General features: G+C 59.4%; 15 protein-coding genes and 1 pseudogene. 6 read left to right on the plus strand and 10 right to left on the minus strand.

Annotation, left to right across the window (positions count from 1 at the left end; genetic code table 11):
- Positions 1 to 209 precede the first annotated feature (209 nt).
- From ACQRC0_RS07710 to arcA (ACQRC0_RS07730), 5 genes are all read right to left on the minus strand, one after another.
- A complete protein-coding gene (locus ACQRC0_RS07710; RefSeq protein WP_370450555.1) occupies positions 210 to 1,697 on the minus strand; it encodes a YfcC family protein in 1,488 nt (495 codons plus the stop codon).
- 138 nt (positions 1,698 to 1,835) lie between these two features.
- Positions 1,836 to 2,831, minus strand: a complete 996-nt coding sequence (argF, locus tag ACQRC0_RS07715) for an ornithine carbamoyltransferase (RefSeq protein ID WP_154515223.1) — start codon at positions 2,829 to 2,831, stop codon at positions 1,836 to 1,838.
- Positions 2,832 to 2,935: 104 nt separating this feature from the next.
- Positions 2,936 to 4,177 (minus strand): arginine deiminase, encoded by a 1,242-nt coding sequence (gene arcA, locus ACQRC0_RS07720; RefSeq protein ID WP_427719164.1) that lies wholly within the window; start codon positions 4,175 to 4,177, stop codon positions 2,936 to 2,938.
- Between the two features lie 578 nt (positions 4,178 to 4,755).
- A complete protein-coding gene (locus ACQRC0_RS07725; protein ID WP_427729067.1) occupies positions 4,756 to 5,880 on the minus strand; it encodes an aminotransferase in 1,125 nt (374 codons plus the stop codon).
- Between the two features lie 263 nt (positions 5,881 to 6,143).
- Positions 6,144 to 7,385, minus strand: coding sequence for an arginine deiminase (arcA, locus tag ACQRC0_RS07730; RefSeq protein WP_427719164.1), 1,242 nt, complete (start codon positions 7,383 to 7,385; stop codon positions 6,144 to 6,146).
- Between the two features lie 556 nt (positions 7,386 to 7,941).
- On the opposite strand from arcA (ACQRC0_RS07730), the gene ppk1 reads away from it, so the two are divergent.
- Positions 7,942 to 10,449: a polyphosphate kinase 1 gene (ppk1, locus tag ACQRC0_RS07735; protein ID WP_427729068.1), complete on the plus strand. Its 2,508-nt coding sequence runs from the start codon at positions 7,942 to 7,944 to the stop codon at positions 10,447 to 10,449.
- An 86-nt stretch (positions 10,450 to 10,535) separates the two neighbouring features.
- On the plus strand, positions 10,536 to 11,864 hold the full coding sequence (gene rlmD / locus ACQRC0_RS07740; protein WP_427729070.1) for a 23S rRNA (uracil(1939)-C(5))-methyltransferase RlmD: 1,329 nt from the start codon (positions 10,536 to 10,538) through the stop codon (positions 11,862 to 11,864).
- Positions 11,865 to 12,115: 251 nt separating this feature from the next.
- On the opposite strand, the gene ACQRC0_RS07745 is transcribed toward rlmD, so the two are convergent.
- Together ACQRC0_RS07745 and ACQRC0_RS07750 are read right to left on the minus strand one after the other, a co-directional pair.
- The gene (locus ACQRC0_RS07745) at positions 12,116 to 13,564 is read right to left on the minus strand and encodes a PTS transporter subunit EIIC (protein WP_427729071.1); all 1,449 of its coding nucleotides are present in this window, start codon (positions 13,562 to 13,564) and stop codon (positions 12,116 to 12,118) included.
- A gap of 31 nt (positions 13,565 to 13,595) precedes the next feature.
- Positions 13,596 to 13,916: pseudogene (locus ACQRC0_RS07750) on the minus strand (family 1 glycosylhydrolase); the annotation flags it as partial.
- Between the two features lie 1,325 nt (positions 13,917 to 15,241).
- On the opposite strand from ACQRC0_RS07750, the gene ACQRC0_RS07755 reads away from it, so the two are divergent.
- The 3 genes from ACQRC0_RS07755 to ACQRC0_RS07765 all read left to right on the plus strand — a co-directional run bounded on the left by ACQRC0_RS07755 (position 15,242) and on the right by ACQRC0_RS07765 (position 17,464).
- Positions 15,242 to 15,784 (plus strand): DJ-1 family glyoxalase III, encoded by a 543-nt coding sequence (locus tag ACQRC0_RS07755; protein ID WP_427729073.1) that lies wholly within the window; start codon positions 15,242 to 15,244, stop codon positions 15,782 to 15,784.
- Positions 15,781 to 16,362, plus strand: a complete 582-nt coding sequence (locus ACQRC0_RS07760) for a Maf family protein (protein WP_427729075.1) — start codon at positions 15,781 to 15,783, stop codon at positions 16,360 to 16,362. Before ACQRC0_RS07755 ends, ACQRC0_RS07760 begins: the two co-directional genes overlap by 4 nt.
- 100 nt (positions 16,363 to 16,462) lie before the next feature.
- The gene (locus ACQRC0_RS07765; RefSeq protein ID WP_427718438.1) at positions 16,463 to 17,464 is read left to right on the plus strand and encodes a P1 family peptidase; all 1,002 of its coding nucleotides are present in this window, start codon (positions 16,463 to 16,465) and stop codon (positions 17,462 to 17,464) included.
- Positions 17,465 to 17,837: 373 nt separating this feature from the next.
- Here ACQRC0_RS07765 and ACQRC0_RS07770 read toward each other — a convergent pair whose 3' ends face one another.
- On the minus strand, positions 17,838 to 18,869 hold the full coding sequence (locus ACQRC0_RS07770) for a glycosyltransferase family 2 protein (protein ID WP_427729077.1): 1,032 nt from the start codon (positions 18,867 to 18,869) through the stop codon (positions 17,838 to 17,840).
- A complete protein-coding gene (gene glf, locus ACQRC0_RS07775; protein WP_427729079.1) occupies positions 18,862 to 20,064 on the minus strand; it encodes a UDP-galactopyranose mutase in 1,203 nt (400 codons plus the stop codon). Before glf ends, ACQRC0_RS07770 begins: the two co-directional genes overlap by 8 nt.
- A gap of 231 nt (positions 20,065 to 20,295) precedes the next feature.
- Between glf and pta the strand changes: the two genes are divergently transcribed.
- The gene (pta, locus tag ACQRC0_RS07780) at positions 20,296 to 21,276 is read left to right on the plus strand and encodes a phosphate acetyltransferase (RefSeq protein ID WP_427718446.1); all 981 of its coding nucleotides are present in this window, start codon (positions 20,296 to 20,298) and stop codon (positions 21,274 to 21,276) included.
- Between the two features lie 304 nt (positions 21,277 to 21,580).
- Here the strand turns inward: pta and ACQRC0_RS07785 are convergent, their stop codons facing one another.
- Positions 21,581 to 22,570, minus strand: coding sequence for a hypothetical protein (locus ACQRC0_RS07785; RefSeq protein WP_427729081.1), 990 nt, complete (start codon positions 22,568 to 22,570; stop codon positions 21,581 to 21,583).
- Positions 22,571 to 22,873 lie beyond the last annotated feature (303 nt).

Genomic DNA, 22,873 nt, shown 5'->3' on the forward strand with positions numbered 1-22,873 from the left:
CCAAATTAGCTGCCCCAAACGCACTTCCCCTGCACCAACAATGGCAACATCGCAGGTTGAGCATAAGTCAGCGAGCGCCCCCTCCCGCGCACGGAACGGGAGGGGGCTAAAGGTAGGAGTCTACCGGTGGGTTGACCCCACCGGACAGACGATGACCAAGTGATCCTCTACAGGATCGTCAAGGTTTCCGTGGGGCACCCGTTGGGTACTTAGATCAACACGCAGGCGACGGTCAGGATGATGGCGCAGACGACGGAGAGAACGACGATGAGCTTAAGGGCAAACTTGAGCCAGGTCGTCCACTCGATCTTGGCCAGGGCGAGACCGCCCATGATGGCACCGGAGGTCGGGGTGAACAGGTTCACGACACCGATGGCGGCGGAGAAGATCATGACCATGACCTCGGGCGAGAAGCCGAGCTTAACAGCCAGCGGTCCCATGATGGGCATGGAGACGGTAGCCATACCAGAGGTCGACGGGATCAGGAAGGACAGGCCGAAGTAGACCAGGAAGCTCATGGGAGCGAAGATCACGCCGGACAGACCAGCCAGGGCACTGGCGGCAGCGTCGAGGACGTAGACGTCGAGACCGGTGTTGGCCATGAGGACGGAGATGCCACGGGCGAGGGCGATGACGAGAACAACGGACATCATGTCGGCAGCGCCGGTGATGAAGGTGTTAACGATCTGCTTCTCGGACAGGCCACCGATGATACCGATCAGGATAGCCATGAGGAAGAACCAGGTGGAAGCCTCGTCGAAGTACCACTGGCCAATGGGCAGGCCGGTGATCAGGGCAGACCAGCCCTGGACGACGGTGTTACCGTCGGCATCGTAGACAGCGCCAGCGTCAAAGAAGTTGGCAACGCCCTCGTTGAGGTCGGCCAGCGGAATGAAGCCGACGATCATGACGACGAAGGTGAAGGCGAAGGCGATCAGAACACCCTTCTGACGACCGGTGAGCTTGACCTCCTTGTTAACCTCGGAAGCAGCCTTGCCGTGAGCCTCTTCGGCGTCCTTGAGCTCCTGCATCGACAGGATGGTGGAACCCTTGTCAGCCTTGACCTTCTTGGCATAGCCCATGACGAAGAAGATGGAAATGGCCGTGGTAACAATCCACAGGACGGCACCGAGGCCAATGATGATGGACTGGTTGACCTCAATGCCAACGCCGGTCAGAGCGTCGACGGCAGCGCCGACGGCGAACGGGTTAACCGTGGAGCCCAGGCAGCCGCAGCCAGCGCCGAGCAGGACGGTAGCGGCGCCGACCATGGGGTCGAAGCCGGCAGCCATCATGGTAGCGGCGAGCAGGGCGTAGAAGGGAACGGTCTCCTCGCACATACCATAGGTGGTACCACCGAGGGAGAAGATGAGCATAAGGACAGGAACGAGCATGATCTCGTTGCCCTTAAGCTTCTGCACCAGAACGGCGATGCCGTTGTCCAGAGCGCCAGTCTCGGTCATCATACCGAGGAAGCCGCCCAGGATCATAACGAAGAGGCAGACGGGCAGAGCGTCAGCGAAGCCCAGAATCGGGGCGGTGCAGAAATCGCTCAGGCGGGCTGCAGTAACAGCGCCGCCGGACGTGCCGGAGACGATAACGGTAATCACTGCAACAATTGCCAGCAGAGCTAGAAGAATGGTGAACGATGAAGGCATACCGCGCTTTTTCTTAGCGGTCTCAGTCATAGTTCTCATCCCCCCTTCATAAATCAATTAACTTTCTCGCGCGAAGCGGATCTTCCGTGCCGTGCCCACCGCCCGACGCAAGATATTTACCAGACAAACCGCTCGGGGTGTGCAGCAATACACCCCGAGCGAAATGCTTAAAGGCTCTTACTTGAGCGTTGCGTACATGACAGCCTTGATGGTGTGCATGCGGTTCTCGGCCTCGTCGAAAACCTTGGAAGCGGGGCTCTCAAAGACCTCGTCGGTGACCTCCTGCTCGGTAATGCCGAACTGCTCGCACTTCTCGGCGCCAATCGTGGTGTTGGTGTCGTGGAAGCTGGGCAGGCAGTGCAGGAAGATGGCACCCGGGTTGGCCATAGCCATGACCTCGGAGGTGACACGATACGGGGTGAGCTGAGCGATGCGCTCGGCCCAGACCTCGTCAGGCTCGCCCATGGAGACCCACACGTCGGTGTAGATAACGTCGGCACCGGTGACGCCGTCCTTGACGTCGGTGGTCAGCTTGATGGTGCAGTCGTTAGCCTCGGCGATGGGCTTGCAGGCCTCGATGACGTCGTCAGCGGGCATGCACTCCTCGGGGCCACAGGCCACGAAATTCATGCCGAGCTTGGAGCAGACAACCATGAGGGAGCGAGCAACGTTGTTCTTGCAGTCGCCCATGAAGACGAGGGTCTTGCCCTTGATGTCGTAGTTGAAGTTCTCCTGGACGGTCAGGATGTCGGCGAGCATCTGGGTGGGATGCCACTCAGTGGTCAGGCCGTTCCACACGGGCACGCCGGACTTAGCGGCGAGCTCCTCGACGTCGTCCTGGGCAAAGCCACGGAACTCGATGCCGTCATACATGCGGCCGAGAACGCGGGCGGTGTCCTCGATAGACTCCTTCTTGCCCATCTGCGACGAACCCGGATCGAGGTAGGTGACGCCCATGCCCAGATCCATGCCGCCGACCTCGAAGGCGCAGCGGGTACGAGTGGAGGTCTTCTGGAAGAGCAGAACGATGTTCTTGCCCTCGAGATAGCGATGCGGAACGCCAGCGCGCTTCATGTCCTTGAAGTTCTTGGAGAGCTTGAGCAGGTACTCGATCTCCTCAGTGGTGAGGTCGAGGAGCTTGAGGAAGCTACGGCCGGAGAGGTTAACACCCATGGTTCGTTTCCTTTCGAAAAATGAATTACGCAAGTATTCGTGTTGCCCGTTTGACGGGCAAAACCGGTGCGGTTGTAGGGGGACCGCACCGGAAACGGAAAGACTTAGAGGTCCTCGCGCCAGAAGGGCATGCTCATGCAGCGCGGGCCGCCACGGCCGCGGGAGAGCTCGGCGGAGGGCACGACGAGAAGGTCCAGGCCCTCCTTGTACAGCACGTCGTTGGTGACGGTGTTGCGGGCGTAGACGCAGATCTTGCCGGGCTCGACGCACAGGGTGTTGGAGCCGTCGTTCCACTGCTCGCGGGAGGCCGCGATCGGGTCGCCGCCGCCGCAGGGGATCAGCTTGACCTGGTCGACGCCGGTGGCGTCCTCCAGGACGTGCTCGAGGGTGTCCTCGATCAGGCGGATGTTCACGTCGCCCGGGTTCTTGCCGGCGGTCAGCTCGTAGACGCGCAGGGTGCCCATGATGGCGGGGTGGATCGTGAACTTATCGACGTCGATCTGGGTGAAGACCGTGTCGAGGTGCATGAAGGCGCGCGAGACCGGGATGTCGAAGGCCAGGATGCGCTCGACCTTGGAGTCGGAGTTCCAGAAGATGTTCTGGGCCATGACGTCGATAGCGGCGGCCTGGGTGCGCTGGGAGATGCCGACGGCGAGGGTCTTCTCGTTGATGTTCAGCACGTCGCCGCCCTCGGTGTGGAACTGGCAGTCGCGGCGGAAGTACAGGGAGACGTCCTTGTAGTCGGGGTGGTACTTGAAGACGTACTTGCCGTACAGGGTCTCGCGGTTGCGGGTGACCGAGTACATGCGGTTGAGGTTGACGCCCTCGCCGACGACCGCGAACGGGTCGCGGGTGAAGTAGAGGTTGGGCATCGGGTCGATGATCAGGTCGGACTCGGACTCGGAGTTGACCAGGGAGTCGAGGGTCGTGGAGGCCGTGAGGGGCATCTCGATCTCGGCCTTGGTCATGCCGGCCATGGTCTTCTTGACGAACTCGAGGTTGTCCTCGATGGAGTCCAGCTTCTCGCGGACGATCTGCGGCATGTGCTTCCCGCGGATGCCGGCCTCGGCGATGTACTGGTCGGTGAACTCGTCGCGGGCGCCGGGGACCTGGTCGAACACCTCGGCGACGAGGTTCTCGAGGTAGAGCACCTCGACGCCCTGGTCCCTCAGGATCTGGGCGAAGGTGTCGTGCTCCTGCTGCGCGACCTCCAGGAACGGGACGTCGTCGAACAGGAGCCGCTCGAGCTCGTCGGGCGGCAGGTTGAGGAGCTCGTCGCCGGGACGGTGCAGGCAGACCTTCCTGAGCTTGCCGATCTCGGAAGGCACGTGCAGACCTTTCGTCATGGCCTCCTACCTTTCTTTCGGACCCTTGTCAGGGCCGATTCGTTAGCGCCCCTCCGTGTGAGGCGTTATTGCTGACGACATATTTATATCCAAATTCAACCCATACTTCCACCTTGCCCCCGAACGGTTTTTTATAGGGGGTGAACGGCATACACATATACTTCACGCATGGCACACTTCATCTTAATAAAGTGTATTTACGTGCTTAAACGCGTTTTCAATCCAAAAATCAAATGGAACTAAACTTTATTAAACCACCCTCAGATTGCATATTTCGCGCAACTATATGAATAGAATTCGCAATTCTTGCTGTCTCTCAACCATTTTGATTTTTATTCATAAAAAAGTTTGTCCTATTCATTTTTAGCAAACAGATTACCGTTTACCAGACGTTGGATACCGTTCACCGGAAGCTTAGTATAAGGCCCGTCGAATACCCGATCGATCTTGCGTCTCCATTTGTAACAACTTGACTTTTCCGGCGGCAAAGACAAACAGACCCGCCCCCAGAAGGGGCGGGTCTGCATTCGGTACACCTAGGGCCAAGTAAGGTTTAGGCCTTCGAGGGCCTCAAGAGATTAGCGATCGAACTCGGCCAGTGCCTCGCCCAGAAGCCTCAAGCCCTCGCGAAGAACATTTTCGCTCGCGCAGTAGCCCAGGCGTGCGCCGCAGGGAAGCTCAAAACGGCTGCCGGGCACCAGCAGCACTCCCCTCTCGGACAACAGGCGCTTGCAGAACTCCTCGTCGTCCTCGGGAATATCAAGCTGGATAAACGAGGTAGACACGCCCTGCGGGGCCGTCCATGAAACGCGATGTTGCGTATCGATCCAAGCCTGCGCGATATCGCGATTGCCAGACACGATCTTGCGGTTGCGCTCGAGAATCTTGTCCTTTTGCTCAAGCACATAGGTCGCCAGGGCATCGTTGAACACGCCGCCGCAGATCATGGTGTAATCGCGATAGGTGCGGATGCGATTGGACACCTCTTCGTCGGTCACGACCCAACCCACGCGGGCTGCAGGCGTCGAATAGGTCTTAGATACCGAGTTGGTGACAATGGCCTTCTCATACACGTCGGCCATCGACATAAAGGACTCGGTGTTCTCGAGCGGCAGATATACCTCGTCACACAGCACGTAGGCGCCCACCGAACGGGCAATCTCGGCAATCTGACCGAGCGTATCGGCATCAAGCACCGAACCGATGGGGTTCGATGCGTTATTGATGCAGATGAGTTTCGTGTTGGGGCGAACAAGGCGCTTGAGTTCCTCGATATCGGGTTTCCATCCGAGCTCCTCGCGAAGCTCCCAATACTCGACCTCGGCGCCGAGCGAACGCGGGATCTCGTAGAGCGGCGCATAGGTAGGCCACTCGGCGATGACATGATCGCCGGGCTCGACCACGGCCATGATGGCGTTGAGGTTGGCACCCGTGCAGCCGTTGGTCTGCAGAATGTGATCGGGATTGACCTCGCGACGATAGAGCTTGGCGACCTCAGCCTTAAACTCCGGTGAACCCTCGATCCAGCCGTAGTTCATCTTCTCGCGATCCAGGCGCTCGTAGAATGTGGCGCCGTCCTGCTCGTCGAGCGCGCGCAGCTCGCCCATGGTAAGCGAGGAGATCGTCGACTGGGCGATATCCCACGTGGCGCTCTTCTCCCAAACGTTAAGCCACTCCTCAACGCCGATCGTCTTGATATCCATGGTTAGGCTCCAATCGCTAGAACACGGGGGTGATGCCGGCAAAGGTCATGGGAATCGAGATGATGCCCAAAAGGCAAAGAAGCCGACACCGTTGGGGGGGTATCAACGTGACTGCCCCTGGTCATATGGGCCACCTTATCTGATGTTAATTAAGATTCATTAAACAAGAATGGGGCGGTGCGAAAGATCCGCACCGCCCCAATGGGAGACATCTAATGGCAGCTAGATGTTTGTTTTAAGACCCGTACGGATCTTTGAAAACCTTAGAGGTCCTCGCGCCAGAAGGGCATGCTCATGCAGCGCGGGCCGCCACGGCCGCGGGAGAGCTCGGCGGAGGGCACGACGAGAAGGTCCAGGCCCTCCTTGTACAGCACGTCGTTGGTGACGGTGTTGCGGGCGTAGACGCAGATCTTGCCGGGCTCGACGCACAGGGTGTTGGAGCCGTCGTTCCACTGCTCGCGGGAGGCCGCGATCGGGTCGCCGCCGCCGCAGGGGATCAGCTTGACCTGGTCGACGCCGGTGGCGTCCTCCAGGACGTGCTCGAGGGTGTCCTCGATCAGGCGGATGTTCACGTCGCCCGGGTTCTTGCCGGCGGTCAGCTCGTAGACGCGCAGGGTGCCCATGATGGCGGGGTGGATCGTGAACTTATCGACGTCGATCTGGGTGAAGACCGTGTCGAGGTGCATGAAGGCGCGCGAGACCGGGATGTCGAAGGCCAGGATGCGCTCGACCTTGGAGTCGGAGTTCCAGAAGATGTTCTGGGCCATGACGTCGATAGCGGCGGCCTGGGTGCGCTGGGAGATGCCGACGGCGAGGGTCTTCTCGTTGATGTTCAGCACGTCGCCGCCCTCGGTGTGGAACTGGCAGTCGCGGCGGAAGTACAGGGAGACGTCCTTGTAGTCGGGGTGGTACTTGAAGACGTACTTGCCGTACAGGGTCTCGCGGTTGCGGGTGACCGAGTACATGCGGTTGAGGTTGACGCCCTCGCCGACGACCGCGAACGGGTCGCGGGTGAAGTAGAGGTTGGGCATCGGGTCGATGATCAGGTCGGACTCGGACTCGGAGTTGACCAGGGAGTCGAGGGTCGTGGAGGCCGTGAGGGGCATCTCGATCTCGGCCTTGGTCATGCCGGCCATGGTCTTCTTGACGAACTCGAGGTTGTCCTCGATGGAGTCCAGCTTCTCGCGGACGATCTGCGGCATGTGCTTCCCGCGGATGCCGGCCTCGGCGATGTACTGGTCGGTGAACTCGTCGCGGGCGCCGGGGACCTGGTCGAACACCTCGGCGACGAGGTTCTCGAGGTAGAGCACCTCGACGCCCTGGTCCCTCAGGATCTGGGCGAAGGTGTCGTGCTCCTGCTGCGCGACCTCCAGGAACGGGACGTCGTCGAACAGGAGCCGCTCGAGCTCGTCGGGCGGCAGGTTGAGGAGCTCGTCGCCGGGACGGTGCAGGCAGACCTTCCTGAGCTTGCCGATCTCGGAAGGCACGTGCAGACCTTTCGTCATGGCCTCCTACCTTTCTTTCGGACCCTTGTCAGGGCCGATTCGTTAGCGCCCCTCCGTATGGAGCGCTGCTTGCTGACAGCTCTAGTTATATCCAATTTCCACCCGCAATTCTACCTCGCCCCCGAACGGTCAACAAAGTACGATGAACGGTATATCGCATATGATTTCCCATGATGCACTTCAGTTTCGTAAAGCAGATTTTCCTAGGTAAACGTTATTTTTCTAGGAAATCAAGATTGAACACTCAAAGTTATCCATGATTCAAAATTGCATAGTGAAAACGGTTTTCTGCATAATAATGACGCTTGTCCTCGATTCGACCTAAATTCGATTATATTCAGCTTGCTATCATTCTTATTCATACATTCTCACCAGTTGAGTGAGGATATAGATCGCTTGTTCAAAGCACCGGACGTTAGTGCTTCGGATCGTCAGCGTAATAAGTAGGTAAAGATACCGTTCGCGCGATACGTCCGCGCCATAGGTCGACTAAATTGAGACAATAGCAAACAGTGTTAGGCTACCGTCCCTTTGGGGACTGAACGGACAGATGCATATGCCGAGCAAAATCGAAAAGAAGCAGAACGCCGCCAAGCTGCGCAAGAAACCGCGCGATTTCTCGTATACGCAAAATCGAGAGCTTAGCTGGCTGCGCTTTGATAACCGCGTACTCGACGAAGCCTTCGATGAGTCTGTGCCACTGTTCGAGCGCCTTAAGTTCGTCTCGATCTTCGAGTCAAACCTCGACGAGTTTCTCATGGTGCGCGTGGGCGGCTTGTCCGATCTGGCAGAGCTCAAAAAACAGCCCGTCGACAACAAGAGCAATATGACCGCCTCCGAACAGGTCGATGCTGTCATGGCAGAGCTGCCCGGGCTCCTTACCCGCTGGGAGTCGATCTTTAAGAGCATCGAGGACAAGCTCGACACTCTGGGCGTTCACCGCGCCCGCATCGATTCGCTTACGCCCGAGGAACATACCTTTGTAACCCGCTACTTCCAGGCCTACGTATCACCGGTCATCTCGCCGCTGGTCATCGATCCGCGCCATCCCTTCCCCAACCTGCGCAACGGCGCGCTCTATCTGGCTTGTGGCCTGGACGGCATCACCGACGAGGAGAGCCTGCTGGGCCTTATCGAGATTCCCGCCTCGATGAACCGCGTGGTCGAAATCCCCTCGCCCACCGGCACCTACTCCTACATTCTGCTCGAGGACGTCATCCTCGCCTGCCTGGACAGCTGCTTCGGCTCCTATAAGCCGCTCGACCGCGCGCTCATCCGCGTCACCCGCAACGCCGACATCGATCCGGACGGCGAGGGCGTCGAGGAGGAAGAGGATTACCGCCAGCACATGAAGCGCATCCTCAAGAAGCGCCTGCGCCTGCAGCCGGTGGTGCTCGCCGTATCGGGTTCGCTCGAAAAGCCAACGCTCAAGACCATCCGCAAAGCGCTCGAGCTTTCGCGCCGCTCGGTTTTTACCTGCGATATCCCGCTCAACCTGGGCTATGTCTTTGGCATTGAGGGCAAAATACCCGAGCATCTACGAAACGAGTTGCTCTTTACGCCGTTTAGGCCGCAGCCCAACCCCACCATCGATATGACCCGCTCCATCCGCGATCAGGTGCTGCAGCACGACAAGCTGCTCTTTTACCCTTACGAGACCATGAATCCGTTCTTGGACCTGGTGCACGAAGCAGCCTACGACCCCGAGTGCATCTCGCTTCGCATCACGCTCTACCGCGTGGCCAAACAAAGCCGCCTGTGCGAGTCGCTCATCGATGCTGCCGAAAACGGCAAAGAGGTTACAGTGCTCATGGAGCTCCGCGCCCGCTTTGACGAGCAAAACAACATCGAATGGGCCGAGCGGCTGGAAGAAGCCGGCTGCACCGTTATCTACGGCTCCGAGGGCTTTAAATGCCATTCCAAGATCTGCCAGCTCACCTATCGCGAGGGCATGGCGCTTACCCGTCTGACGCTTTTGGGTACCGGCAACTTTAACGAGAAGACGGCCAAGCTCTACAGCGACTTTATGCTCATGACCGCGCATCCCGGCATCGGCGAGGACGCCAACCTGTTCTTCCGCAACCTGTCGCTGGGCAACCTGCGCGGCGACTACCGCTTCCTGGGCGTGGCGCCCGTGGGCCTCAAGCCGCTCATCATGCGCGGCCTGGACCGCGAGATTCAGCGTGCCCTTGTCGGCGAGCCCGCCCGCGTGTTCTTTAAGCTCAACTCGCTTACCGACCGCGAGGTCATCGACAAGATCGCCGAGGCATCGTGTGCCGGTGTGCGCGTGGACATGATCATCCGCGGTATCTCGTGCCTCAAGCCCGGTGTTCCGGGCAAGACCGAGAACGTGCACGTGCGCTCCATCGTCGGACGCTTTTTGGAGCATGCGCGCGTCTATGCCTTTGGCGTGGACTCGGATATGATCTACCTGAGCTCGGCAGACATGATGACGCGCAACACCGAGCACCGCGTGGAGATCGCCTTCCCCGTGCTCGACCCCACCTGCCGCGCCCAGGTGCACGAGTACATGGGCATGCAGCTGCGCGACAACGTGAAGGCACGCAGTCTGACGAGTGACGGCACCTGGATTCCCGTGAAGCGCAAAGAAGGCGAGAAGCCCTTCAACTCGCAGGAAGCTCTGCTGGTGCGTGCCTATCGCAACGCCGAGGCCGCCGCGCAGCAGCGCGCGCGTGAGAAGGAACGTGTGGCCGAAGAGGCTATTCAGGCCGAGGTTGAGCGCGAGGCAGTTGTCGAGCCCACTGTCGAGCCGGAAGCAGTTGCCTCTCCCCCGGTGAAAGAGCCCGAGGCTGCCGCAGAGCCCGCCGTGGAGAAAGCGCCCGAGGTTCAGAAGGTCCAGGCGACCGTCATTGAGCCCAAGCCCACACCTGTACCTCGGCCCGAGCCGCAGGTCACCAAGCCCGCACACGAACCGAACGCCCGTCGCGATAAGCCCACCGGCAAGACCAAGGCCATCGAGCGCCATCGCCCCGGTCGCGTGCGCATGGGACTGGGCCTGATCGGCCTAGGCCTTAAGACGCTCATTACCGGCAAGACGAAATAGACGTTTGTAGAAGCGCCCCGTATTTGAGGAATACCCCAAATACGGGGCGCTTTTCACTGCTACCATGGTTGCGAACAATACCGCGAATGACAGGCAGGAACATGAAGCTCACCATAGAATCGATGACCTACGGCGCCGACGGACTGGCGCACGCCGACAACGGCAAGGCCGTCTTTGTGCAGGGCGCCGTGGCAGGCGACACCGTCGAGGCCGAGATCGTGCAGGACGGCAAGTCGTTTATGCGCGCCCGCACGACCGAGATTCTGGAGCCGGGCCCCGATCGCATTCAGCCCCCCTGCCCCTTCGTGGGCGTCTGCGGCGGTTGTTCGTGGGGCAATCTCTCGCGCACCGCGCAGCTTGCCGCCAAAGAGCAAAACCTGCGCTCCACGCTCGAGCGCATTGGCAAGTTCGCCCCCGAGCAGGTCAACGATCTTGTCCAGCCCATCCGCCACACCAAGGACGACTGGGGCTACCGCAACAAGATTGAGCTGGAGCCCACCCTCGTTAACGGCCGCGTTCGCCTTGGCATGCACGGCGTCGATCCCAGCAAGATCGTCACCGTAGATTCGTGCCCGCTGTTCGATAAGCGTTTTCCCAAGGCGCTCAAATCGGTCGTCGGCGCGCTCAACTATCTGAGCGGCAGTCACGATCTGGGTCTGGAGCGCGTGGGCATTCGCGCTTCGCGTCGCACCAAGGCACTCGAGGTCGCACTTTGGACGCCCACGGGCTCCTTCCCGCGCTCGCAGGTCTCGCGCGTGTTGGCAGACGCCGCTCGCCCCACGAGCGTAGTGCGCGTCATGAGCAAGGGCGAGAAGAAGGCCCGCCGCGTCTCCAAGGTGGAGGTGCTCGCCGGCGAGGGCTCCTGGACCGAGAACATCGCCGACGGCCAGATGCGCCTTTCTGCCCCATCGTTTTTCCAGGTCAACACCAAGGGCGCCGAGATTTTGATCGAGCTTGTCATGGAGGCGCTCGACCCGCAAGAAGACGAGCTTGCCATGGACCTGTACTGCGGCGCCGGCACCTTTACCCTGCCGCTCGCCCGCCGCTGTGATTTTGTTGCCGCCGTCGAGGCCTACGGCCCGGCCGTGCGCGACCTGCGCCGCAACCTCGAGATCAACAAGCTCGATAACGTCGATGTCATCGGCGGCGATGCCGTGCGCGAGTTCCCCGACCAGGATGCCGATGTCCTGGTGGTCGACCCGCCGCGTGCAGGTCTGGCACCCGAGGCAATCGACCTCATCGCCAGCACGAGCGCCCGCGACGTGGCCTACGTGAGCTGTGATCCGGCGACTTTGGCACGCGATCTTAAGCGCTTTGTCGAGGAAGGCACCTTCTCCCCCGTCAAGATCACGCCGGTCGACCTGTTCCCGCAAACCTTCCACTGCGAAACCGTCGCCCATCTCAAGCGCAACTAGACTGTTTGCCCAAGACCACACCCGATGATTTTTCTGGGACGGGGATAAAAATAAATTTGTTCCGAATGATTATTTAATCCCCGTCCCGAAATTAAACCGCCCCCCATTTCTTGGACATTGAACTGCCGCCCGAGAAAGCTAAACGCCTTCTGGCAGGTTGTCCCGGGCCGAGGGCGGCCCCTCGACCGCCCTCGGCCCTCACCCACCTCAACTGCCCTCAACTACATAGAGCTGGTCGAGAAGGGCCCAAGCTAGCGGGCGCCTTCCTCGTCGTCGTTGGGCCGGTAGGTGATGAACTCGATAACAAAGGCCAGGACGGCAGAGACGAGCGAGGCGATGATCGCGAAGATCATGTGGGAGATTCCGGCGCCACCAGAGGTCCCGTCGATGAAGTTGAGCAGGTTGAAGACACCGAGGCCACCCGAGATGTACATGAGGGCGCCCGTCATTCCCACGATGGCGCCGCCCACGGCGGAGCTCAGGCATGCCACGACGAACGCGCGCTTGTTGGGGAGGGCGATACCGTAGATGCCCGGCTCGGTGACGCCGAAGAAGAAGGCGGAGATCATCGCGGGAAGGGCGATGCCGCGGAAGCGCTCGTCCTTGTTTCTGAGATACATGGCAAAGATGACCGCTCCGAGCGCGAACCCGTGGCCGATGGTGGCGGCGAGCACGCTGTCGTGGCCGAGGGTGTTCAGGTTCATGATGGAGATGGGGATGAGGCTCCAGTGGAAGCCAAAGATGACGAGGCACATCCACAGTCCGCCGACCAGGGCGCTGCCCAAGACGGAACCAACCACGGGAAGCTGGAAAATGAACGAGAACGCCGCGCTCAGCAGGTTGGTGATGAGGGTGGCCACCGGGCCGATGACGAGGTAGCCCAAGACGATGGAGACCGTCATCGTGGCGAGCGGGACGAGGAACATCTTGAGCGCAGCCGGCATCCAGCTCTTGAGCCAGCGCTCAATGATAGAGCCGAACCACACCATGAGAAGGACGGGAATCACCGAGCTCACGTAGCCGGACACGGGCATGATGATGGGGACCCCGAGGGCGGTGGCGTACCACGAGAACGTGCCGGCCACGCCGAGGTCGATGCTGCCGAGCGCCTCGCCCGAGGTCAGGGCGACCATCGTCGGGTAGAGGAGCGCCACGCCGATTGCCACGCCAGTGAACTCGTTCATGCGGAACTTGCGCGCGGCACTGAACGCCAGGGCGACGGGAAGGAAGTAGAAGAAGCCGTCAGCCACGGTGTAGAGCAGCGTGTAGAGGCCGTCGTTTGCAAAGGCCGGGACGAAGTAGGTGATGAGGGCAAGCAGTCCCTTCATGATGCCTGCGGCGGCAAGCGGTCCCAGGATGGGCAGGAAGATGCCAGAGATGAGGTCGATGATGACGGAGGCAACGGTCTTATCGCCCTGGGGCTCGTCGTCGGCGCTTGCGCCGCCCGAGAAGTTACCGGCCTCCAGGACCGCGTCGTAGACGTCCTCGACGATGTTACCCACGACCACCTGGTACTGGCCGTTGGCCTGGATGACCTGGATGACGCCCTTGAGGGCCTCGATCTTGGCCGTGTTGGCGCGGGACTCGTCCTTGAGCTTGAAGCGCACGCGCGTGATGCAGTGCGCGACGCTGGCGACGTTCTCGGCGCCGCCTACGTTCTCGAGTATGGATCTGGCCAGATCGTCGTATTTTTCAGCCATTATTTTCTCCTTAGTGATATTGCCCGGGCGGCTAGCCCAGGTCGCCTCCGTTGGTGGCGATGGCCTGTTGGTACCAGTAGAAGCTCTTCTTGCACCTGCGCTCGAGCGTGCCGTTGCCCAGGTTGTCGCGGTCCACGTAGATGAAGCCGTAGCGCTTCTCCATCTCGCCGGAGCCCGCGCTCACGAGGTCGATTGGCCCCCAGGTGGTGTAGCCGAGCATCTCGACGCCGTCCTGCTCGATGGCGTCGCGCATGGCCTCGATGTGCTCGCGCAGGTAGGCGATACGGTAGTCGTCCTCGATCGTGCCGTCGGGAAGCACCTCGTCATAGGCGCCGAGGCCGTTGAGCAGGACCGGGCAGAGCATGCCAAAGAAGCCGGCGATGACGGCAAAGGGCAGGATGCCCTGGGCGAGGACGCCCGAGACGACGTAGTCCGGGCACACCGTGAGCGACATGACCACGGAGCCCGCGCATACGATGACGCCACGCTGCTCGGACGAGCAGGGGGCCTCGACCTTGCCGGAGAGGGTGACAAAGAGGGAGCAGGACACGGCCGCCCCCAGCGCGCAGAGCAGGGCCACGGGGTCGTACCCGGCGATGCCGGTCTTGTAAACGCCGCTGGCGAACACCGTTCCGAAGACGATGACCAAGGCGGAGACCACTTGGAGGGCCCTCGGCGGTCGGCGCGTCATGACGGTCTGCCACAGGAGCCCCAGCCACGTGAACTGGAAGAGGAGCGTGAGCGCCACCGGGGCGGGCAGCACGCTCATGGCGTAGCAGTAGAGGATTGAGGTGAGGCAGGTGAGGGCTCCCAGGCCCATGAGCTTGAGGGCGAGCTTCCAGCCCACGCGCTGCCAGCGGTGCCCGAGTGCATGGCCCGCGAGTGTGGCGAGGGCGAAGAAGAGGCAGCCGAACCACGCCTGGCTCGCCACCACCTGCGCCGAGGTGAAGCCCGCGGCGTAGGCGAGCTTGTAGGTCGTGGCCATCGCGCCGTAGCAGGCGCCGCCCGCAAAGACCTGGAGCGCCGCCTTGGCCTGTCCCGCGCCCGTGGCTCCTGTCCCGGCGGCCTGTTGCTTGATTGTGTTTGTTCCTGCCATTAGGCTCCCTTCCGTCTGCTGTCTTGCAGATGCACGTCTCGTGCGTCTGTTCCCTGCAGTCGGAAGGTGGGCTCGTGCGGTCTTCTGGCGGTGCATGTGGCACCTGCTGCCAAGACGAAAAAAGCCACGCAACCGACTGCTCGGTTGCGTGGCAAAAAGGTGGCTAGCGCCCAGAAAAGTCCACGCGTTTTTAGACTGAGACAAAATACTACAACAGGTGAGATTCCGTCAAGAAAAACCGAGGAAAAAAGTGAGTCTCTGCCCGCCGTACCTGTGGCGGTCGTTCCCCGAACGGGGCGGTGCGTTGGGGACTGTCTCGATCTGTAACAGTAAGACCCGGTTTTGGTCCGTAGATGTTACAGATTTAGACGTTTTGTCGGGGCGGTTTCCGTTTGTCTTGATCTGTAACAGTTAGGGGTCAAAAGTGGGTCTAGATGTTACGGATTGAGATTGTTGAGGATGGGTGGGGGTAGCTAAAATAGCCCCGTCCCTTTTTAAACATTGGGAAATCGAGCGTGGCAAGCATAGGTCTTCGGGGTATAAGACGGCTAATTGTATGCCGCCCTATGAAAGGAACCCTTATGCCCAGCGTTGCCGTTCTTGCCGCCGATGGCTTTGAAACGATTGAATGCCTGACCATGGTCGATGTCATGCGTCGCGGCGGCGTGCGCGCCACGCTCATCTCGATCATGCCCACGCGCGAGGTCGTAAGCTCGTTGCAGATTCCCGTGACCTGCGATGCGCTCTTTGATGAGATCAACTTTGAGGAGTACGACTGCATCGTGCTGCCCGGCGGCCTGCCCGGAGCCACCAACCTGCGCGCCGACCAGCGTGTCTGCGATGTAGTCTGCGAGTTCGCCGCAACCAAGCACGTTGCCGCCATCTGCGCCGCCCCGTTTATCCTGGGCGAGCTTGGTCTGCTCGAGGGACGCCGAGCCACGTGCTTCCCCGGCTTTGAGAAGAGCTTCCCCGAGGGTGCTTATACCGGCGAGAAGGTCACGCAAGACGGCAACATCATCACTGCCAGCGGCATGGCACAGTCACTTCCCTTTGCCTTGGAGCTGCTGCGCACACTCGCCGGCGACAAGGCCGTCGAGAAGGTTGCCGAGGGCATCCAGCTATGATTTTGGCTTCGCAATCGCCGCGCCGCATAGAGCTGATGCGCGAGGCGGGCTATGACGTTCGCGTAATTCCCGCAGATATCGACGAAACACCTTTTGATGGCGAAGCTCCGCTTACGCTTGTCGAACGCTTGGCACGCGCCAAAGCCGCTGCCGTTGCCTCCGAGCACGCCGAACCCAACGAACTGACTGTCGCAGCCGATACCATTGTCACCTTTGACGGGCAAATTTTGGGCAAGCCGGCAGACGAGAACGAGGCACGCACCATGCTCCGCGAGCTTTCGGGCCGCACGCACCAGGTGGCAACCGGCGTCTGCATCGTTAAAGCCGGCGACGCTGCAGCTCCGCATGCCGCCGAAAGTCTGTCGTTTGTCGATGTGACCGACGTGACGTTCTATGAGCTTACCGAGGAGCAGATCGGGCACTATGTTGCCTCCGGCGAACCCATGGACAAGGCCGGAGCCTACGGTATCCAGGGCACAGGCGGCCGCATGCTCGTGCATGACATTGCGGGCGACTTCTACAACGTGGTGGGCTTACCCATCGCTCGCGTCGCACGCGCGATTCAAAAACTCTCGTAATTGCATCTGGCGCTGGGTATCCCCCGGCGCCTACAATTTTGCCGTACCGCACGGATCCCGACCGAGCATAAGGCCCGGCGGAAAACCGATAGGAGAAAACATGGACACACTGCTCGAAGCCATTGACGTTTGCGATGTCGATGGCTTTTGCTTTGGCAACTATACAGACGGGGAGGCCGGCACCGGCTGCACCGTAATCGTGGCGCCCGAGGGTGCCACCGGCGGCGTTGACGTACGTGGTGGCGCTCCCGCTTCGCGCGAGACCGATCTGCTGCGTCCCGAGAACACCGTCGATAAGGTCCACGCCGTCTGCCTTTCGGGCGGCTCGGCCTTTGGTCTCGAGGCGGCAAGCGGCGTGGCCCGCGAACTCGAGAGCCGCGGCATCGGCCTGCCCGTCGGCCCCACGCAGGTGCCCATCGTGTGCTCCAGCTGCATCTTCGACCTCGCCTTTGGCGATCCCACCGTGCGTCCCGACATTGAGGCCGGTATCGCCGCCGTGCGCGAGGCGCTCGACCATACCCCCACCACACTCGAGCAGGGCAATGTAGGTGCCGGCACCGGCGCCACCGTAGGCAAGCTCATGGGCCCCGCCACCTGCATGAAGGCTGGCCTGGGAGCTGCTGCCGTGGCACTGGGCACCGTCAAGGTGGGGGCCGTGGTCTCGGTCAACGCCTGTGGCAACGTGGTCGACCCAACCACCGGCGAGTGGGTGGCCGGCATGCGCGCCGCAGCCGATAGCGACCAGATCGTCGACATGGAGCTCGCCGCCCTTGCCGCCGCCGGCTCTATGAAAATGCCACTCGACCGCACCAACACCACCATCAGCTGCATCGTCACCAACGTGGAGCTCACTAAGGCCCAGGCCACCAAGGTCTCCCAGATGGCCGCAGACGCCTATGCACACGCCATCCGCCCCACACACACCACCAACGACGGTGACACCATCTACACCCTTGCCAGCGGCAAGCTGGGCAGCCAGGCAAGCGCCGCCGTTCCCCTAGACCTGCTGGGCATGCTCGCCGTAAGGGCCCTGGAAACCGCCATCGTAAACGGAGCCAAAACCGCCAAAACATCCCACGGCATCCCCGGTGTTGCGAAGTAAACTAGCTCGTCCGGTTGCCCGGTTGGTCTTGGTTATGTTTGCTGCTCTACAGTCCTGGCTCGCACGAAGAGCACATTAAGTGCTCTTCGGCTCGTGCGGAACTCGCGACAAACATAACCAAGACCAACCGGGCAACCTACTCAACAAGATCTCTTTCAGCCCAGGCCCCTGTGTACCGCGCGTCCAAGATCTTCAAATTCAGGCAGCCTGACAATCGTTTCTTATAGCAAAGGCCCCTTGGCCTTTAGTTTGATACAAGTTCCGCACGAGCCGGAAAGCACTTAATGTGCTTTCCGTGCGAGCAGGACTGTTCGCAGTAGCAAACTAAAGGCCAAGGGGCCCAGTCAACCTATCAGCAGCGATTACTCATCAGCTAGTTGAATTTGAAGATCTTTGAGGCAAGACGGTATAGGCCGAGTGTGGTTTTGTCTCCAGCCCGCCCGTGCAGGTTGGTAAAGAAGCCGACCACACCGTAGCGTGCACGACGATACATACGCTCGTCGTAGGCCTTCAAATCACTCCACAATGTCGTCAGGCGCTCGTCGGCGCAATCCTCATCGGAAAGCTTGGTAAGCACCGAACAAATTGCCATCATCATGGTGAAATAGCCCATCATGTACGCGCGCAGACGCGACGACTCGACATCGCTATACAGATGGAACGACTCCATCATAATGCGCGTCACGCGAAACTGCTGGTCCAGACGTTTGACCATCGTGGCCTCGTTGACGCTCTGGCCCTCGCGACCGATAAAGTAACGATAGAGGTCGATGTCGGCGTAGTACATGGTCTTGCAGCGCGGCAGCGGCACATAGGCGTAGATATTGTCGACATAGAACGTGTGCGGCGGCATAGGCAGATTGGACGCGCGCAGCACATCCGTGCGATAACACAGGCTGTGCATGAGCAAATTCTGGTCCAGACGGAAATGGCCGATCTGGTCCCAGGTAAAGATCTTTTTGCGCGGCAGGGCGAACTTGTAACCAATAGCGGTATGCGTACCCTCGTAAACCTTCTCGTACACATAGTTCGAGATAAACAGATCGACGCGCTGGTCGCGCTCCTCAAAGCCACGCAGAATCGAAAGCATGGTCGAAAGCGCCGCACCGTCGAGCCAGTCGTCCGAGTCGACGACCTTGTAGTAGGTGCCCTGCGCCTCGCGCAGGCCCGAGAGGACGGCCATGCCGTGACCGCCGTTCTCCTGATGCACCGCGCGGATGATACCGGGGTAACGCGCCTCCCACTCATCGGCCTTAGCTGCCGTCTCGTCCTTGGAACCGTCATCGACGATGATGATCTCGATATCAGTGGCATAATCGCTCCCCTCCAGAATGGAGGTGATGCAATGGTCCATGTCCTTGGCGGCGTTATACGAGGGAATACCGAATGATATGACTTTATGCATGGCAGGCGATAATCTCATCCGAAAGATCGAGGGCAGAGTTGGTCACGGCATCCATATCGTAGTAACGATACTCGGCCAGGCGACCCACCGGGTGGAAGTTCGTCAGGTTCTGGACGCGCTCAAGATAGCGCTCATAGAGCTCGCGGTTCTCGGGCTCCAGAATGGCGTAATAGGGCGTCTCGCCCGAGCCGGGCGTATAGGCCTTGGAATACTCCTTCATGATGGTGGTCTTGCCGGGCAGGACCTGACCAGTCATGTTCTTGAACTCGGTGATGCGCGTGTAATCCTCGCTCGTGGTGTAGTTGACGGTGCCCACGGGCTGGAACTGGTCCATATCGAGCGTCTCGAACTTCATGTCGAGCGTACGGTACGGCAGAGCGCCCAAGTCGAGGTTGAACAGCTCGTCGAGCGGACCGGTGTAGACGATCTCGCCGCCATAGACCTTGCCGTCGATCTTGACGGTGGTCTCGTCAATCTCAAAGAGGTCACGGGCGTCCACGTCGCAGAACACATCAATCAGATCGTGGTCGAGCATATGCTCGAACAACGCGGTATAGCCGTCCTGCGGCATGCCCTGGAAGGGAGCCTGCGGGAAATAGCGGTCATCGTCGCCCACAAAGACGGGAACGCGGCCGGTGATCGAGGGATCGATCTGGTCGGGCGTCTGGCCCCACTGCTTCATGGTGTAATGCAAAAAGACGTTCTCGTAGACGTAATCGGCGACCTCGGCAAGATCCGGGTCGTTCTTCTTGCGCAGCTCCATGATGGGCACCTTGACGTCCTTGCCAAAGGTCTCCACGAGCTTCTGATACAGCTCCTCGCCGCGCTCATCGCCAAAGGCGAGCTTGAGGCTCGCGTGGTTAAAGGGCACGGGCATAAGGGTGCCGTTGATGTTGGCGAGCACCTTATGCTGGTAGTCCGTCCACTTGGTAAAGCGCGACAGAAAATTGTGGACGCGCTCGTTAAAGGTATGGTAAATGTGCGGACCATACTCGTGGACCAGGATCCCGGCCTCATCAAAGCAGTCGTAAGCATTGCCCGCAATGTGGCCACGGCGCTCCAAAACGGCAACGCGATAGCCGATGGTCTCGGCAAGACGGCGGGCACAAACGGCACCGGCATACCCGGCACCGACGACAATCATGTCGTATGCGCCGGCGTTAAAGCCTTCAGGCAGGCCTGAGGTAATCTGCATCGATACTCCTTGTCAAAAGCCACGGGCTCGTTAGCTGGGCTTTTCTCGAACATTCTTCGAGACATATTTATCAGAGCGATTATAGCGCTAATGCGTCCTATAATGAGCTTGCCACACAAGGAAAGCTCAAGCACCCCGGCGTACATATTTGAAAGGTAAACCCGCTAGCAGCGGGTTTATTCGTGGAAAGCCGGGTGCCTGGAGCTTAGCGAAACGCTTGTAAGGAGTAACATGAGCGATTTCCTAAACCGTATGAAGTCTGCCGCCAAGGCCGACCTTAAGACGATCGTCCTGCCCGAGGGCGAAGATCCGCGCACCATCATCGCAGCTACCAAAATCATCGAGGAGGGCTTGGCAAAGATCGTCATCTTGGGCAACCCCGACGAGATCAACGTTCCCGGCGCTACCGTCATCGACCCGCGCAATGCCGAGAAGCACGAGGAGTACGCGCAGAAGTTTGCCGAGCTCCGCGCCAAGAAGGGCGTCACCATCGAGCAGGCTCGCGCCCAGGTGATGGACGCCACCTACTTTGGCACCATGATGGTCAAGATGGGCGATGCCGATGGTCTGGTCTCCGGCGCCTGCCACTCCACCGCCGACACCCTGCGCCCCGCGCTACAGATCCTCAAGACCGCCCCGGGCACCAAGCTGGTCTCGGCCTTCTTTGTGATGTGCACCGACACCCCGCAGTTCGGCACCGACGGCACGCTGATCTTCGCCGACTGCGGCCTCAACATCAACCCGTCCTCCGATGAGCTCTCCGAGATCGCCATCGCCTCCGCTCACTCCTGGTCCACCTTCATGGGCAACGTTGAGCCGCACGTGGCCATGCTCTCCTACTCCACTATGGGTTCCGCCGGCGGCGAAGTCGCCAAGAAGGTCCAGGAGGCCGTGAAGTTCTGCAAGGAGAAGGCCCCCGAGCTCGCCATCGATGGCGACCTGCAGCTCGACGCCGCCATCGTCCCCAACGTCGCCCAGCTCAAGGCTCCCGGCTCCTCCGTTGCCGGCAAGGCCAACGTGCTCGTGTTTCCCGACCTCGAGGCCGGCAACATCGGCTACAAGCTGGTCCAGCGCTTCGCCGGCGCCGACGCCTACGGCCCCATCCTACAGGGCATCGCCAAGCCGGTTAACGACCTTTCGCGCGGCTGCTCTGCCGACGACATCGTGGGTGTCGTAGCCATCACCGCCGTCCAGGCTCAGATGGCTGAGTAGCGGACGCACTCGCCCGAAGGCCGTACGGGCTAACCCCTGAAAACGTCCTCGACCAATGAAACGCCCCCGTTCTGCTCCTCCGGAGCTACGAACGGGGGCGTTTCTGGTCTGCGGAATGTTTTCAGGGGTTAGCCCGTACGGCCTTCTACCGCAACGTTCTATCGTTAGGCCAATTCCTAGTTATTGGCATGAAAAGGGCGGACCGGAAACTCCAATCCGCCCCAATGTGATTCCCAGCAAACGACTAGCTCAAAAGCAGAAGCTCCATAACAGTGAGGTCTTGAGGAATTCGAGACTTAGATACCTATGAAGTCTCAATGGTAGCCCTAGATATTTCAAGGTACTGTCCATCGGCAACAGTAACAAAGCTATTTCCCTCAAAATTATCGTTATTAATAATATTGAAGGATTCATTTGCATCCACCGCGCTCAAAACCGCATAGTACCCACTTCCCGATTGCGCCGTGATGTTATACTCGCCTGGCTGAATATCGAGTCCAACTTTATATATGCCCTCTCCGCTCAATGTCGAAGTTGGCTTCGCATCCGCAATTGCAACAAATGAAGCACCGGTAACTTCGAGCAGCTGACCATCTGAAACCGTAACATATGTACACGTGTTGAAATTGCCGTTCGAGAGAATGTCACCCTTCGATGAATCGGGATAAACGCAGTAATAGCCGAATCTTGATGAGCACGTTATCTTGTACTCGCCAGACGGAATATCCTTCCCCACACGATATGACCCTGCGGAATAACTTGCCGCAGGAGATGCTTCGTTAGATCCGAGGTCTGATTTGGTATCTTTGTTGTCAGAATTTGAGTTAGAAGACCCACCATAATTAGGGGCATCTTTTCTATCAACCTCAAACGATTTCGCAACGTCCATAAGAACCGGTTTCGCTTTACTCCAATCAGCCTTAGCCGCAATCAGTTCAGCACCCACCGAAGAGTCTCCTGTAATTGAAACGACAAGATATCCTTTTGGCTCCTTATTTCCATCAATGTCGACACTCGTTAAATACGTTGGAACAGAGTCCGACTTCGAGCTGATCAGGGTCCAATCAGACGATACTCCATCCAAATTCTCAGCCCAAAAATCAAGCAACTCCTGATCATTACCAAAATCTGAAAGCGGGTATATATCCAGACCCAGCATTACCATGCCATCAAATTCATCAGGCGTAATCGTAAGCAGTCCGTCCTCGCCGTCTTCAACCTCCCAACTTCTTGGAATCTCCATCGAAGCAGAGACGGAATCATCCAGACCGCATGACACAGTTTGTTTCTTCATATCGCCGTCATTCGTACTTGCCGTCCCCGCGCCAGCCGAACAACCGGAAAGGCAAGCGACGAACGCTATAGTCAGCACAAATGGAAACAGAAGCGGATGCAACTTTCGATTCATTAAACTGCTTCTTCCCCTTAGACCAAATAAACCAAAGTTATCTTCCAACAATCACTAACGACCTGTCCATCTACAATCGGTAGGCGGTATCTGAAATAGAACGATACTAGGGGCTGTTTAATAAAAGTATCCTAGATAGAAGACGGGCGCAATCTTGGTTTCTGGCCCACCGGAAAGTGTGTCCCGGTT

Origin of the sequence: Collinsella sp. SGI.033 (assembly GCF_050315135.1) — a bacterium.
Taxonomy (GTDB): Bacteria; Actinomycetota; Coriobacteriia; order Coriobacteriales; family Coriobacteriaceae; genus Collinsella.

What these genes read in the sequence shown, in the direction of transcription:
- ACQRC0_RS07725 (WP_427729067.1), bottom strand. Translation starts at nt 5,880, where the DNA reads ATGGATATCAAGACGATCGGCGTTGAGGAGTGGCTTAACGTTTGGGAG.
- ACQRC0_RS07770 (WP_427729077.1), bottom strand. Translation starts at nt 18,869, where the DNA reads ATGCATAAAGTCATATCATTCGGTATTCCCTCGTATAACGCCGCCAAG.
- argF (WP_154515223.1), bottom strand. Translation starts at nt 2,831, where the DNA reads ATGGGTGTTAACCTCTCCGGCCGTAGCTTCCTCAAGCTCCTCGACCTC.
- ACQRC0_RS07765 (WP_427718438.1), top strand. Translation starts at nt 16,463, where the DNA reads ATGGACACACTGCTCGAAGCCATTGACGTTTGCGATGTCGATGGCTTT.
- ACQRC0_RS07785 (WP_427729081.1), bottom strand. Translation starts at nt 22,570, where the DNA reads ATGAAGAAACAAACTGTGTCATGCGGTCTGGATGATTCCGTCTCTGCT.
- ACQRC0_RS07755 (WP_427729073.1), top strand. Translation starts at nt 15,242, where the DNA reads ATGCCCAGCGTTGCCGTTCTTGCCGCCGATGGCTTTGAAACGATTGAA.
- rlmD (WP_427729070.1), top strand. Translation starts at nt 10,536, where the DNA reads ATGACAGGCAGGAACATGAAGCTCACCATAGAATCGATGACCTACGGC.
- ACQRC0_RS07745 (WP_427729071.1), bottom strand. Translation starts at nt 13,564, where the DNA reads ATGGCTGAAAAATACGACGATCTGGCCAGATCCATACTCGAGAACGTA.
- arcA (WP_427719164.1), bottom strand. Translation starts at nt 4,177, where the DNA reads ATGACGAAAGGTCTGCACGTGCCTTCCGAGATCGGCAAGCTCAGGAAG.
- ACQRC0_RS07710 (WP_370450555.1), bottom strand. Translation starts at nt 1,697, where the DNA reads ATGAGAACTATGACTGAGACCGCTAAGAAAAAGCGCGGTATGCCTTCA.
- ppk1 (WP_427729068.1), top strand. Translation starts at nt 7,942, where the DNA reads ATGCCGAGCAAAATCGAAAAGAAGCAGAACGCCGCCAAGCTGCGCAAG.
- arcA (WP_427719164.1), bottom strand. Translation starts at nt 7,385, where the DNA reads ATGACGAAAGGTCTGCACGTGCCTTCCGAGATCGGCAAGCTCAGGAAG.
- pta (WP_427718446.1), top strand. Translation starts at nt 20,296, where the DNA reads ATGAGCGATTTCCTAAACCGTATGAAGTCTGCCGCCAAGGCCGACCTT.
- glf (WP_427729079.1), bottom strand. Translation starts at nt 20,064, where the DNA reads ATGCAGATTACCTCAGGCCTGCCTGAAGGCTTTAACGCCGGCGCATAC.
- ACQRC0_RS07760 (WP_427729075.1), top strand. Translation starts at nt 15,781, where the DNA reads ATGATTTTGGCTTCGCAATCGCCGCGCCGCATAGAGCTGATGCGCGAG.